Annotated in this window: 10 protein-coding genes; 6 read left to right on the top strand and 4 right to left on the bottom strand. The window is 60.3% G+C overall.

Annotation, left to right across the window (positions count from 1 at the left end):
- Positions 1 to 66: 66 nt before the first annotated feature.
- The 4 genes from R3C98_RS12565 to cysD form a co-directional block, all read right to left on the bottom strand.
- Entirely contained in the window at positions 67 to 1,722 is a 1,656-nt protein-coding gene (locus R3C98_RS12565) for a flavin-containing monooxygenase (protein ID WP_371314424.1), read from the bottom strand.
- Between the two features lie 84 nt (positions 1,723 to 1,806).
- A complete protein-coding gene (locus R3C98_RS12560; RefSeq protein ID WP_371314423.1) occupies positions 1,807 to 2,865 on the bottom strand; it encodes a mannose-1-phosphate guanylyltransferase in 1,059 nt (352 codons plus the stop codon).
- 66 nt (positions 2,866 to 2,931) lie between these two features.
- Positions 2,932 to 4,839, bottom strand: a complete 1,908-nt coding sequence (cysN, locus tag R3C98_RS12555; protein WP_371314422.1) for a sulfate adenylyltransferase subunit CysN — start codon at positions 4,837 to 4,839, stop codon at positions 2,932 to 2,934.
- Entirely contained in the window at positions 4,839 to 5,741 is a 903-nt protein-coding gene (gene cysD, locus R3C98_RS12550) for a sulfate adenylyltransferase subunit CysD (protein ID WP_371314421.1), read from the bottom strand. Before cysD ends, cysN begins: the two co-directional genes overlap by 1 nt.
- A 322-nt stretch (positions 5,742 to 6,063) precedes the next feature.
- Between cysD and glmS the strand changes: the two genes are divergently transcribed.
- The 6 genes from glmS (at position 6,064) to R3C98_RS12520 (ending at position 13,931) form a co-directional block, all read left to right on the top strand.
- Positions 6,064 to 7,890: a glutamine--fructose-6-phosphate transaminase (isomerizing) gene (glmS, locus tag R3C98_RS12545; RefSeq protein WP_371314420.1), complete on the top strand. Its 1,827-nt coding sequence runs from the start codon at positions 6,064 to 6,066 to the stop codon at positions 7,888 to 7,890.
- A 79-nt stretch (positions 7,891 to 7,969) separates the two neighbouring features.
- Positions 7,970 to 9,022: a dTDP-glucose 4,6-dehydratase gene (gene rfbB, locus R3C98_RS12540; RefSeq protein WP_371314419.1), complete on the top strand. Its 1,053-nt coding sequence runs from the start codon at positions 7,970 to 7,972 to the stop codon at positions 9,020 to 9,022.
- Positions 9,019 to 9,900 (top strand): dTDP-4-dehydrorhamnose reductase, encoded by an 882-nt coding sequence (rfbD, locus tag R3C98_RS12535; RefSeq protein WP_371314418.1) that lies wholly within the window; start codon positions 9,019 to 9,021, stop codon positions 9,898 to 9,900. The genes rfbB and rfbD overlap by 4 nt, the downstream gene beginning before the upstream one ends.
- An 84-nt stretch (positions 9,901 to 9,984) precedes the next feature.
- Entirely contained in the window at positions 9,985 to 10,911 is a 927-nt protein-coding gene (locus R3C98_RS12530) for a hypothetical protein (RefSeq protein ID WP_371314417.1), read from the top strand.
- Between the two features lie 111 nt (positions 10,912 to 11,022).
- Positions 11,023 to 13,512, top strand: a complete 2,490-nt coding sequence (locus R3C98_RS12525) for a S8 family serine peptidase (RefSeq protein WP_371314416.1) — start codon at positions 11,023 to 11,025, stop codon at positions 13,510 to 13,512.
- The gene (locus R3C98_RS12520; RefSeq protein ID WP_371314415.1) at positions 13,485 to 13,931 is read left to right on the top strand and encodes a hypothetical protein; all 447 of its coding nucleotides are present in this window, start codon (positions 13,485 to 13,487) and stop codon (positions 13,929 to 13,931) included. The genes R3C98_RS12525 and R3C98_RS12520 overlap by 28 nt, the downstream gene beginning before the upstream one ends.
- Position 13,932 lies beyond the last annotated feature (1 nt).

Genomic DNA, 13,932 nt, shown 5'->3' with positions numbered 1-13,932 from the left:
CATGTTTCGAGACAGGACGCCGGGGAAACCCCTTAGGGCAATCTGCGGCCAATCTGCAGGCCAGGTTCAGGACGCCTCAGCCGGGGCGCGGGACAGGGTGAATCCCTTGTAGTCATTCGCGGCGACATCGTCACAGACTTCCCGGTAAACGCCGACACCGCCCACATAGGGCATGAACACGCGCGGCTTGCCGGGCACGTTGGCGCCAAGATACCAGGAATTGGCCTGCGGATAGAGCGTTTCGGACGCGACTTCATTCACATGGGCCACCCACTCGGCCTCGGCCTCCGGTGTGGCCTCCAGCACGGTAAGCTGGCGCTCGCCCATGTCGTGAATACAGTCCGCGATCCAGTCCACATGCTGCTCGATGGAGACGATCATGTTGGACAGGACAGACGGGCTGCCGGGGCCGGTGATCATGAACAGGTTCGGGAAGCCGGACACGGTCAGGCCCAGATAGGTCAGCGGGCCGGCGGCCCATTTGTCCTTCAGCTTCAGGCCGTCCCGGCCCTGGATATCGATCCGTTCCAGCGCGCCGGTCATGGCATCGAAGCCGATGGCATAGATCAGCGTGTCGAATTCATAGTCGCGCTCGCTGGTCCGCAGGCCGGTTTCCGTGATGGTTTCGATCGGCGTCTTGTTGAGATCGATCAGGTGGACATTGTCCTGATTGTAGACCTCGAAATAGCCGGTATCGACGACCAGACGCTTCGTGCCGATAGGGTAGGTCTTCGGTACAAGCAGGTCTGCCGTCTCGGGGTCCTTCACGATTTCGCGGACCTTGCCGGCGACGAAATCTGCCAGCAGCTTGTTCGCCGCCGGGTCGACCCCGGTATCGGCATAGGGCGCGCCGACGCAGAAGCCGCCTTTCGCCCAGCGTCGCTCGAACTCACGCAGGCGGTCTTCTTCCGATTGTTCCAGCGCCAGGTCTTCGGTTGGTTCCAGCGTCACGATACCAATGCCGGATTCGCGTTGCTCCTGGCGATAGGCTTCGCGGTTGGCCAGCCAGTCTTCACGCACGGCCGGATCGAGCGGGCCGTTGTGGGCGGGCACGCTGTAGTTCGGCGTACGCTGGAAGACGAAGAGCTCGCCGACCTTCGGTGCGATGGTCGTGATGGTCTGGATACCGGACGAGCCCGTGCCGATGATGCCGACCCGCTTGCCGGTGAGATCGGCGTCCTTGGGCCAGGTGGCGGTGCTCAAGGTCTCGCCCTTGAAGTTTCCGGCGCCCGGAATGTCCGGTGTCTTGGCGGCGGACAAGCAGCCTGTCGCCATGACACAATATCGTGCCTCTATGGTCTCGCCCTGGTCCGTTATGATCCGCCATAGTCCGGCCTGGTCATCGTATCGTGCGGACTCGACACGGGTATTGAAGCTGATATCGCGGCGCAGGTCGAACCGGTCTGCGATGTGGTTGGCATAGTCCAGCAACTCGCCTTGAGGTGCGTAGCGCTCAGACCACTGCCATTCTTCCTCCAGTTCCTTGGAGAAGGAGAACGAGTATTCCTGGCTTTCGATATCGACGCGCGCGCCGGGATACCGGTTCCAGAACCAGGTTCCCCCGACTCCGCTTCCAGCTTCGAAGACGTGCGCCTTCAGTCCCATGCCGCGCAATTTGTGCAGCATGTACATGCCGGCGAATCCCGCACCGACAATAACGGCGTCATACTTGGTTGTTTTGGCAGGTGTTTTACCTGCACCGGTACCTTTGGCTTCCGGCATGATTTTTCCTCCCGCTGTTCTACAGCGAGATGGAATTTATCACATGAATCAGTTTTGGGAGCCTGTCACGCAGGGGCAGCGTGCTCAGAGCAGCTCGTCGCGGCCCGCATCGCGCAGGGCAGCAACCACTTTGCCGACATCCTGCGTGCGGTCTTTGGAAGCCACCAGGATGCGCCCGCCGTCCACCACAACGCAGAGATCCTGCACGCCGACCAGCGCGACCGTGTGGTCGGCATCTGACAAAACCGTGCAGCCTTCCGCATCAATGGTAACAGGCGGGTTTGTGTCGTCCTGATTACGGATCGCGCCGATCATGCCCCAGGTGCCGATGTCGTTCCACTGACAGTCCAGCGGCGCGTAGATGGCGGCCTTGGCGGTTTGTTCCATGACGGCATAATCGACCGACGTCGAGCGCACAGCCGCAAAGCATTCCGGGTCGAGCAGGATGTTGCCATCCAGATCAGCAGCTGCCTCGAGCGCGGCTGAGGCGGCATCCAGAACGTCAGGCGCGTGGGCTTCGAGTTCGTCGATCATCAGAGACGCGGGGAACAGGAAAATGCCGGCGTTCCAGCTGAATGCCGGGTCGGCAATGTATTTGATTGCCGTTTCAAGGTTCGGCTTTTCCTTGAATTCCGTGACCGTGTGGAGCGGTCCGCCGATGGTTTCGCCGCGCTGGATATAGCCGAAGCCGGTTTCGGGCCGGTCAGGCTTGATTCCGAATGTGGTGATGTACCCGGACTTCGCCATCCGGGCGGCCTCGGTGACGGCCCCAACGAAGACGTCCGGCTGGCCGATGAAATGGTCCGACGGCAAGAGCAGGGCGAGGCCATCCGGATCCTTCTGGGCGATGTGACGTGCGGCAACGGCCGCAACTGCCGCTGTATTGCGTGCCATTGGTTCAAGGATGACAGCACCCGGTTCGATACCGACTTCCGCCAGCTGTTCACGGATAAGGCCTGCGTAACGCTGGTTCGAAATCACGACCGGCGGTGCGAATGCATCGCCTTTCAGCCGCAGGACCGTGTCCTGAAACACGGTCTTGTCCGTCACCAGGCGGTGAAACTGTTTCGGGTGCGCCTGAACAGATACCGGCCAGAGACGCGTGCCCGCGCCGCCGCACATGATTACGGGATAAATCCGCATGATCTTCCTTTCGACGTCTCCAGCACAGGCTGCCCACCCACTCGATCGTGCACACGCATGCGCATATCAGAGTCCGAGAAAGCCTTTCTCCCGAAGGTAGTCCAGAATTTCTTCAGCGGCGTCATCAGGGCTCCGGTCTACCGTGTCGATCCGTAGCTCCGGATTCACAGGCGTTTCATACGGGCTCGAAATGCCGGTGAAATGCTTGATCTCTCCTGTCCTTGCCTTCTTGTAGAGGCCCTTGACGTCTCTTTGCTCGGCGACGTCCAGCGGGGTGTCGACATGGATTTCGATGAACTCGCCATCCGCCATCATGTTGCGCGCCATCTGCCGTTCTGCCCGGAAGGGCGAGATGAACGAGACAAGCGTGATCAGGCCTGCATCTGACATCAGTTTGGCGACGTTCGAAACGCGGCGGATGTTTTCCACACGGTCAGCGTCAGTGAAACCGAGGTCGCGGTTCAGCCCATGGCGAACGTTGTCGCCATCCAACGTGAAGGTGTGCTTGCCGAGTGCGAAGAGACGTTTCTGCAGGGCGTTGGCGATCGTCGATTTGCCGGATCCCGACAGGCCCGTGAACCACAGCACCGCCGGACGCTGGCCTTTCTGTTCGGCCAGTGCCATGCGATCGATATCCATGGCTTGCCAGTGGATGTTCGAAGCGCGGCGTAGCGCGAAATCGATCAGGCCAAGACCCACCGTATCATTGGTCATCCGGTCAATCAGGATGAAGCCGCCAAGGTTGCGGTTGACGTCATAGGGATCGAACGTGATCGGCTGGTCGAGCGAGATCGTCGTGACCCCGATCTGGTTGAGATCCAGCGTCTTTGCCGGAACGTCCGACAATGTGTTGACGTCAATACCGTATTTCGGTGCGTTGACCGTTGCTGTGACCGTCTTGGTACCGATCTTCAACAGATAGCGCCGGCCGGGCAGGAGCGGTGCTTCGTTCATCCAGAGGAGGCGAACCTGGAACTGGTCGGACACTTCGGTCGGATCATCTGCCGTAACGATGGCATCGCCGCGTGAGGCGTCGATCTCGTCAGCAAGGGTCAGCGTCACCGACTGTCCGGCAATGGCTTCCTGTAGATCGCCATCGGCGGTCACGATCCGTTCGATGGTGGATTGCTTGCCGGAAGGCATGGACTTCACCCGGTCGCCCGGCTTCACCGTGCCGGAAGCGATCTGGCCGGAGAAGCCGCGGAAATCGAGGTTCGGCCGGTTCACCCATTGTACAGGCATGCGGAAAGAGGCGTTGCGGCGCTTGTCGCCCACAGGCACGTTTTCCAGGTATTCCATGAGAGCCGGGCCATCATACCAATCGGTCTCTTCCGACCGGCTGGTGATGTTCACACCCGCCAAGGCCGACATCGGGATCGGCTGGATCTCCAGATCGGTCGCAAGCTCGTCTGCGAAAGCATAGAAGTCGTCGACGATGTCGTTGAAGATCATCTCGTCATAGTCAACGAGATCCATTTTGTTCACCGCAAGCACCAGCCGGCGGATACCCAGTAATGTCGTGATGAAAGCGTGGCGGCGGGTCTGCGTGAGAATGCCCTTGCGCGCATCAATCATCAGGATCGCGACGTCGGCGGTCGAGGCCCCGGTCGCCATATTGCGCGTGTACTGCTCGTGTCCGGGCGTATCGGCGACAATGAACTTGCGCTTGTCGGTAGCGAAAAAGCGGTAGGCGACATCAATCGTGATGCCCTGTTCGCGTTCAGCTGCGAGGCCATCCACGAGAAGGGCAAAGTCAATGTTCTCACCTTGCGTGCCGACTTTCTTCGAATCCGCTTCCAGCGAAGCAAGCTGGTCTTCGAATATCATTTTGGAGTCGTACAGCAGCCGGCCGATCAGGGTGGACTTGCCGTCGTCGACGGATCCGCATGTGATGAAGCGCAGCAGAGACTTGTTCTCGTGCTTTTCGAGATAGGCGCCGATATCGGTGGCGATGAGTTCGTCAGTGAGGCGCATCAGAAATAGCCTTCCTGCTTCTTTTTTTCCATCGAGGCAGACTGGTCGACGTCAATGACGCGTCCCTGGCGTTCGGAGGTCGTGGTCAGCAGCATTTCCTGGATGATGTCGTCAAGCGTGGCGGCCGTACTCTCGACGGCGCCGGTGAGCGGATAACAGCCGAGCGTCCTGAAGCGGACGGATTTCAATACGGCCGTCTTGGCGAGGTCTTCCGGCATGCGGTCATCATCCACCATGATGTCGACGCCATTCCAGTTCACCACCGGGCGTTCGGCTGCGAAGTACAGCGGCACGATCTCGATGCCTTCGCGGCGGATGTATTGCCAGATGTCGAGCTCGGTCCAGTTCGAGAGCGGGAATACACGGATACTTTCGCCCGTGTGAATGCGGGTGTTGAAAACATTCCAGATTTCCGGGCGCTGGCGTTTCGGGTCCCAGCGGTGCTCGGCCGAGCGGAACGAGAAGATCCGTTCCTTGGCGCGCGACTTCTCTTCATCGCGGCGGGCTCCGCCGAAGGCAGCCGTGAATTTGTACTTGTCGAGCGCCTGTTTCAGCGCCTGAGTCTTCATCACATCGGTGTGGACGGCTGAGCCATGGGAGAAGGGCCCGATGCCCTCGCGGACGCCTTCCTCATTGATGTGGACGATCAGATCCATTCCCATTTCGGCGGCCTTGCGGTCGCGGAACTCGATCATCTCGCGGAACTTCCACGTCGTATCGACGTGCATCAGCGGGAAGGGCGGCCGCGACGGGTAAAACGCTTTCATGGCCAGATGCAGCATCACGGCCGAATCCTTGCCGACGGAGTACAGCATCACCGGATTTTCACATTCGGCAGCGACTTCGCGGATAATGTGGAGGCTTTCGGCTTCCAGCCTGTCGAGGTGGGTCAATTGGGGCAATAGATTGGGCTCCGTTGTACTTACAGTGCGTCTTATGCAAATGCCGTGCGAAGTTGGAACTTAATCCAGCATGCAGCTGCACTTATGGCAGCGCGTGTTACCGGGGGGTGTACGGGCTGAAGAGAACCGAAGCTGAAATCCGCTCAGAGGGAGTAATGACTGTTCCGTTTTTTACAACTGATGGGGCGATGGGTGCAAATCAAGACGGTTACAGCATTGCGCCGATCCAGGGCAGAAACTTGTCGCATTTGCTCACAAAGTTTCATTGTTCTGCCGTTTTGAGAGCGTCTAAGACAACATTCACCTGAGAGTGGAGTGGATTATGTGCGGTATTGTTGCGATTTCCGGGACCAAACCCGTCGCCGATCGGCTTATCGATGGTCTGAAGCGGCTTGAATATCGCGGATATGACAGTGCCGGCATTGCGGTCACGGGGACGGACGGCCTCGACCGCCGACGTGCTCCGGGCAAGATCGTCAATCTCGAAGCGATGCTGCGCGAACGGCCGATGGATGCAACCACCGGTATCGCCCACACGCGCTGGGCAACACACGGCAAGCCGAACGAGAGCAATGCTCACCCGCATATGTCTGGCCGGGTCGCCATCGTCCACAATGGGATCATCGAGAATTTCCGTGAATTGCGGGACACTCTGAAGACCGCAGGACGGGCGTTCGAATCCGAAACGGATTCGGAAGTCATCGCGCAGTTGCTGGATCAGAAGATCAGTGACGGAGCAGATCCGGTCGATGCCTTCGAATCAACACTCGCTGAACTCGACGGCGCATTCGCTCTGGCCGTGATCTTCGACGGTGAAGAAGGCCTGATGATGGGGGCCCGCCGGGGTAGCCCGCTTGTTCTCGGCTATGGCGACGGGGAAATGTATCTCGGATCCGATGCCATCGCGCTGGCGCCGTTCACGCGCGACGTGACCTATCTGGAAGAGGGCGACTGGTGCGTCCTGACGCCCGGCAGTTTCGACATCCGCAATGCACGCGGCGAGCGGGTGAACCGCAAGCGTGTGACATCTGCCGTGAATGACGCGCTGATTGAGCGCGGCGAGTATGACCACTTCATGCTCAAGGAAATCCATGAGCAGCCGGAATCGATCGCGCGTTCGATCATGCCCTATGTCGACCAGGTCACTGGGACGCTGGACATCGGCACCGTGGCCACGGCCTCCTTTACGGCAGCCGACCGCGCCGTCGCGATCGCATGCGGCACGGCCTATTATGCGGCTTTCACAGCAAAATACTGGTTCGAGCAGGCGGCGCGCCTGTCGCTGGAAACGGATATCGCCTCCGAATTCCGGTATCGCGAGCCGGTGCTACCGCAATCCGGCCCCGCCCTGTTCGTCAGCCAGTCCGGCGAAACGGCCGACACCCTGGCAGCACTTCGCTACTGCCGGCAGAACGCCACCACTGCCATCGCCATCGTGAATGTGCCGGAAAGCTCCATCGCGCGGGAAGCTGGTGCGGTCGTTCCGACCCATGCCGGGCCGGAGATCGGCGTTGCCTCAACCAAGGCCTTCACGGCGCAATTGTCCGTGCTGGCGGTCATGGCGCTGGTGGCGGCCCGGGCGCGTGGGCATTTGCTGCCGGGCGATGAAGTAAACGCTGTAAAGAACCTGCTGGCCCTGCCGCGCAAGGTGACAGAAGCGCTGGACGCCCAGGAGCAGATCGCCGGGATCGCGAAGACGCTGACGCAGGCAAAGGATGTGTTGTTCCTTGGCAGGGGACGTTACTACCCGCTGGCTCTGGAAGGTGCCCTCAAGCTGAAGGAAGTCTCCTACATCCACGCTGAAGGCTATGCTGCGGGCGAACTGAAGCACGGACCCATTGCCCTGATCGAGAAAGACCTGCCGGTTGTTGTTGTCGCGCCGAAAGACGAGCTGTTCGAGAAAACAATCTCCAATGTCGAGGAAATCCGTGCGCGCGGTGCCAAGGTGATCCTGATTTCGGATGACGCGGGCATCAAGGCTGCCGGGAACCGGGCGGATCATGTCATTCGCGTGCCGGACGGCGATGATTTTACGCTCCCCATCCTTGCCGCGATCCCGTTGCAGCTGCTGGCCTATCACGTCGCGGTGGCCAAGGGCACGGACGTGGACCAGCCGCGAAACCTGGCCAAGTCGGTGACAGTCGAATAGCGTCTCGCCTGTTGGGGGCAGCCACGGACATGCTATAGGCGGTTGAAGCCTGTCGTCCGGGGCGCATTGGAGCTGCCGCATGAAAAGTTATGTCGTGACAGGAGGTGCCGGGTTTATTGGCTCTGCGCTGTGTTACCTCTTGTTGTCAGACACCGATGCGGAAGTCGTCGTCATTGACCGCATGACCTATGCCGCCAATCCGGTAACGCTCGACCGGCTCAAGGCACACAAGGGCTTCCGTCACGTTCAGGCAGACATTTGCGATACGGCGAAAATGGCCGAGATCATCCGGTTGGTTCAGCCGGATGTTGTGTTCCATCTGGCAGCGGAAACGCATGTCGATCGCTCTATCGATGGGCCGGCTGCCTTCGTCACCACCAATGTGGTCGGCACCTATTCCATGCTGGAGGCGTCGAGGGACTATTGGTCTGTGTTGGACGCAGAGGCAGCCGACAAATTTCGCTTCATTCATATCTCTACGGATGAAGTGTTCGGCTCGCTGGGGCCGGAAGGCTATTTCAACGAGACGACCCGTTACGACCCGTCGTCACCTTATTCGGCAAGCAAGGCCGGGTCGGATCATCTGGCACGCTCCTGGTATCGTACCTATGGTATGCCGGTCGTGATTTCAAATTGCTCGAACAATTACGGTCCGCGGCAGTTCCCGGAAAAACTGATCCCGTTGATGATCCTGAACGCGCTGGAGGAGAAACCGCTTCCGGTTTACGGCACTGGAACGAATGTCCGCGACTGGCTGCACGTCGAGGACCACGCGCGCGCGCTGCGCCTGATGGCTGAGCGCGGTGTGCCTGGAGAGGTGTATTGCGTCGGGGGCGGTGCGGAGCGTACCAATCTCGAGATCGTACACGAAATCTGCCGTGTTCTTGACGCGCGTCGTCCGCGAAATACGCCGTACAAAGATCTGGTCGAGTTTGTCACGGACCGGCCGGGGCATGATTTCCGCTACGCTATTGACGCTAGCAAGATCAATGGCCAGTTGAACTGGTCTCCGGCTCATGATTTCACGGCCGGCCTCGAGGAGACCATTGACTGGTATCTCGCAAATGAGAACTGGTGGCGCCCCCTGCGGGAAAAACAATACCGCGGCGAACGCCTCGGAACCCGCGTATGACCAGGATCCTTGTTATCGGAAAATCCGGACAGCTGGCGCAAGCGCTGGTGGGTGTTGGTGGGGAGGCCGTGCTGTGCCCGGGCCGGTCCGTGATCGATCTGCTGGATGCGGCCTCGCATGCGTCAGCACTCGAAAGCCTTGCCCCGGATATCGTGATCAATACAGGCGCGTTCACGTCTGTGGACGGAGCGGAGTCGGCACCGGACGCAGCCAGCGCTCTGAACGTCGAGGGCCCGCGAAGCCTGGCCGAAGCCTGCGATGAGCGCGGAATTCCGCTGATTCATATATCGACGGATTGCGTGTTCGACGGGACAAAGCCATCTGCTTACACGCCGGAAGATGTGCCGCATCCGCTCGGCATCTATGGCCAGACCAAGCTGGACGGCGAACGCGCCGTTCGCGAGGTGGCGGAGAAGTCCCTCATTGTTCGTGTTTCGTGGCTGTTCTCGCGCTTTGGCGGTAATTTTGTCCGCACGATGCTGGCGCTCGCGCAGACCCGGGACGCCGTGACGGTTGTGAGTGACCAGTTTGGCTGCCCGACCCATACGCCGGACCTTGCCCGGGCGCTGTTGGATATGGCGGGGCAGGCAGCGGCGCCGGGATTCGATGCCTGGGGAGTCTATCACCTTGCCGGCAGCGGCGAGACAAACAGGGCGACGATGGCGCGCGCCATCTACAATGAAAGCGGGCGCCTTGGCGGGCCCGTGGCGGACGTTGTGCCCATCCTGACGGTCGACTACCCCACACCCGCCCAGCGCCCCCTGAACGCGCGCCTCGACATGACGAGCACCCGCGACACCTTCAGGATTGACCTGCCGCCATGGACCGAAGGGCTGAAAGCAACCGTCGAGACAATGGTTAAGGAGATGAGCGCTTAACCGCACCACCCCGGCGGTTGACCGGTTCGGCAAGCTGGGGAAACCTGTCGCCTTAATTCCCACGCATGACCGAACAGGTGAAGATTGTCAGACTCACGTTTCATGGACATTGAGCAGCGGGTTGTGCAGCTCATTTCCGTAGAAGGCCCCCGCATCGGGAAAGAGCTGGCAGAAGCATTGCCCGACGTGCCGGTCCTGTCGCTCTGGCAGGCCTGCTATCGCAGCCGGGTGTTTCATGTCTCCCACTTCGCCAGCTATTACCTGCGCTATGATATCACGCGGGATGACCAGGTACGCCTCAGTCCCTCAATCCTCCGGGACTTCATGTCCTTCACTCTGTTCGGCCTCCCGTCGCAGCGCGATCAGATGATCGAGCGCCAGGGCACACTGGCCAATATGCACCGCGAAATCAGCCGCGAAAAAATCAGCGTTGCCCAGCAGGTGATGAAACAGCTGTTCGTCAGTCTCGGCCGGGAAGTGCGCAGCCAGCTATGCGCTTTTATAGCGGGGGACCTTGCTTATTTCCTGGCTCATAACGAACCGCGCGAGCATGTGGCCTCTGGTGAGATGGTCAAAGGTTCCGACATCGATATCGTCATCATTCTCAGCGAATCATTGCCGGACGAGATCAAGACCCGCATCGACAGCGAGATGACGGCCCTGAAGAGCCTCTACCTGCGCCATCCGCAATACCGGCACGAGATCGACTTTATCTGCAAACGCAAGTCGACCATGGAAAAACAATTCCAGTATACGGATATTCACGACAAGATCGCCAGCAAGATTGCTTATGAATCCATGTTCCTCGGCGGCTCGCTGACCCTCTATTTGGAAGTCCGGGATGCTATGGTGCGTACCGGGGTCGACCGGCTGATCGAGCAGGATTTCGATCACGCCCTGAAAGACCGGAAAAATGCGATGCACCAGCTGCTGATAGTTCCGGGCGATTCCATCGATGAGGAAACCCGTTCCCTTTTCCACTTCTCGCAGGAACGTGTGGAGTTTTCGTGATTTGTCCTGGAACGCTTATTGGTATTCCATTCATGATTGCCGGGGCAGGATAAAACGGCACAATAAAAATGAAATGTTGAGGGCAGCGCCCACATTCGGAGGTCGAAGGGCATGCAATTGCGGAAACAGCGGTCGCGTTACCTGAAAGCGGCTATGGTTCTGGCGATCGCTGGACCGGCCTTGGCTATGCTTGGTGCATGCGCGAGCGGCGGGGGCGGGGGTGGCGGTTCAGTCGTGACCCCGACGTCGCCGCCACCCCCGCCGCCGCCAGCGCCTCCATCTCCTCCGCCTCCACCGCCGTTTCCGTCGACCATCGCACCTGCGTCCGCATTCGAGACGCGGGAATACGAAGTGACGGGCGGATTGCCGGTTATCGGTGCTTCAGCAGCTTATGCCATCGGGGCGACCGGGGCAGGCATCAAGGTTGCGGTCATCGACACTGGCACCATCGACAATCATCCGGACCTGCAGGGTGTCTTCGTGCAGACCTTCGACGTCTGCGCTGACACCGATTGCAGTGGATACGACACAAATGGTGATCCCATCACCATGACCCGTCAGCTTGATGACATAGATACGGGCGGCCACGGCACACTGGTCTCCGGTGTCATTGCCGCGCGCAGGCAGGACAATTACGCGACGGCGTTTGACGAAGGGTCGGGTGTGCAGGGCGTCGCCTTTGAATCCTCGGTCATCTCGATCCGTGCTGACAGCCCCGGGAGCTGTGCGCGGACAGGTGTAGACGAAGGCTGCAATTTCTCCGATTCCGCGCTTGTGCGGGCGATTCAGTACGCGGTGGACCAGGGCGCCAGCGTTATCAACATGTCACTCGGCGGCGAGATCGACGCCAATCAGGACCTGGAGAATGCCGTACGCAATGCCGCCGCGGCTGGCGTTCTGGTGGTGATTTCTGCCGGGAACGAAGCCGAACCGGCCATCGATGACGGGATGGGCAACATCACTCCGGCTGTTGGCGGTGAACCGACGGAGCCTGCTTATATCGCCGGTCAGGATCAATCGCTCGGCCGGGTCGTCGCCGTCGGTTCGATTGACCTCAACAGGGTCATTTCAGACTTTTCCAACCGCGCGGGCAATGATGCGAAGAACTATTACATTCTAGCGCCCGGCGAAGACGTGGCCACCACGGGACTTGACGATGATGTCGTGCACCCGGAGTGGCCGGCTTGTTCTGCGACGGTGACAGATCAGTGCCGGGATGCCGATACGACTCCGGATTATTGGTATGCCAGCGGCACATCCTTTTCCGCCCCTTACATGGCAGGCGCGCTGGCGCTGATGCTGCAGACCTTCCCGAACCTGAAGGACAAACCGGAAGTTGCGCTGCAGATCCTGCTGGATACGGCGGATGATTATGTCGATGCGAATCTCGACCCGATTACCGGAACAGCGGCCGGGGTGGGGGTCGATGACGTATCCGGGGTCGGCATCCTCAATCTCATCCGGGCCTTTTCACCGCAGGGGCAGCAGACGCTGGATTTCGGAACGGCGAAGGTTTCGATCGACGCTGCGCTGGTACCCAGTGGCGGCGCCTTCGGAGACTGGGCTTCAAATTCCGGCGCGCTGAACGGCCTCGTCTTCCGGGATGGGTATGAGCGTGGGTTTGTGCTGGACGCTGACGCGGTCTCCGCCCGATTGCCCTCGGGTCTTTCGGGTGACCGGATAGTGGACTTCCAGACGCGGGCCAACTGGGCAGCCGGCGAAACCCATTCCGTCCGGGCGGGCGATCTGTCGTTCAACTGGACTCAGGCCCGCCTCTATGATGATCCGACCGCGCCCTATCAGGAAGACCCGCAATCGACCTTCCAGATGCGCTATAGTTTCGGCGACAATGATGTCGAAGTGGGCCGCGGTGGATCGCTGACCCGGCTGGCGCCGGATGTGTCGCTGCTGAACGAGCCGGGCGTCGGCAATGCCTTCTCCACCGGAGGTGCGTGGGCCAAGTTCAGCCGCCATCTGGGGCAGGGCCTGGTCATGGACTTTTTCTCCGCCGAGCAAGGAGGACGCAGCCAGTCCGGCTTCCGCTTTGGCAAGGACAAGCCGCGTTGGTCTTACCGTTTCGGCGCGACGTTCGTTGACGACGCAAACACGGCCCTTGGCGGGTCGGTTCAGGACCGTTTCGGCGCGGACGACCAGACCCGAATGACAGCCTACGCGCTGGAAGGTGCCTGGCTCGCAGGTCAGCGCTGGACGCTGTCATCCGGTATGGAGATGGCGAGCGTCGAGCTGCCGGGCGTGAACGTGAACGATGTCTGGACAAGCCGCTGGTCTGTAGGCGCGAGCCGTCCAGCTGGGCCAGGACAAATCAGCCTGATCATTGCACAGCCATGGCGGGCGGAAGCAGGCTCCATTGCATTGAACGCGCCCGTTGCCGTCGATGCCAATGGCGCACTGATCCATCAGACCATCAATGCCGGCCTGACGCCAAGCGGGCGACAGGTCGATTTCGAAACGCGGTACGGATTCCATCTGGCAGACAGCTGGACCGGGGAAGCGGCGGCAGTCGTCTCGACGACGCCGAACCATATCGCGGGCGCGGAAGAGGAGAGTGCCCTGTGGTTCAGGCTATCGACAGACTGGTAGTGCCCCGCGCCGCTGTGGCGCTTGCGTCCGTTGTGATGCTGGCCGGATGCCAGTGCTTCGGGCTGTGCACGCAGGCTGAAGCGGGCGGACAAGATGCCATTTCCGACGCGGAAGTGGCGGCAGTGTGCCCGGTCGTGACCAAGTCCGAAGCCTGGGTGAACCGGATGCCGACCATCGGCGATGCGCCGACGAAGATGACCGTGATGCTGGGAGTCAACGGCAAGGATACCTGGTTTCTGACGCCGCTGGACATGCCAGCGGCACAGGGGCTGATCCTGGACCTGAAGCCCGGTGGGGCGACAGTGCCGGGCACGGTCGCCTACCGCCAGACAGCACCTGCGCCGCTACCTGCCCGGATCGTGATCCTGTGCCAGGGCAGCGAGATTGCCGCCATCGAACGTGTGACGATTGTGCAGTAAG

The sequence above is a fragment of the Hyphomonas sp. genome (assembly GCF_041398465.1).
Taxonomy (GTDB): domain Bacteria; phylum Pseudomonadota; class Alphaproteobacteria; order Caulobacterales; family Hyphomonadaceae; genus Hyphomonas.
Note: the sequence above shows the minus strand (reverse complement) of the source record. Positions and strands in the feature narration are given on the sequence as shown.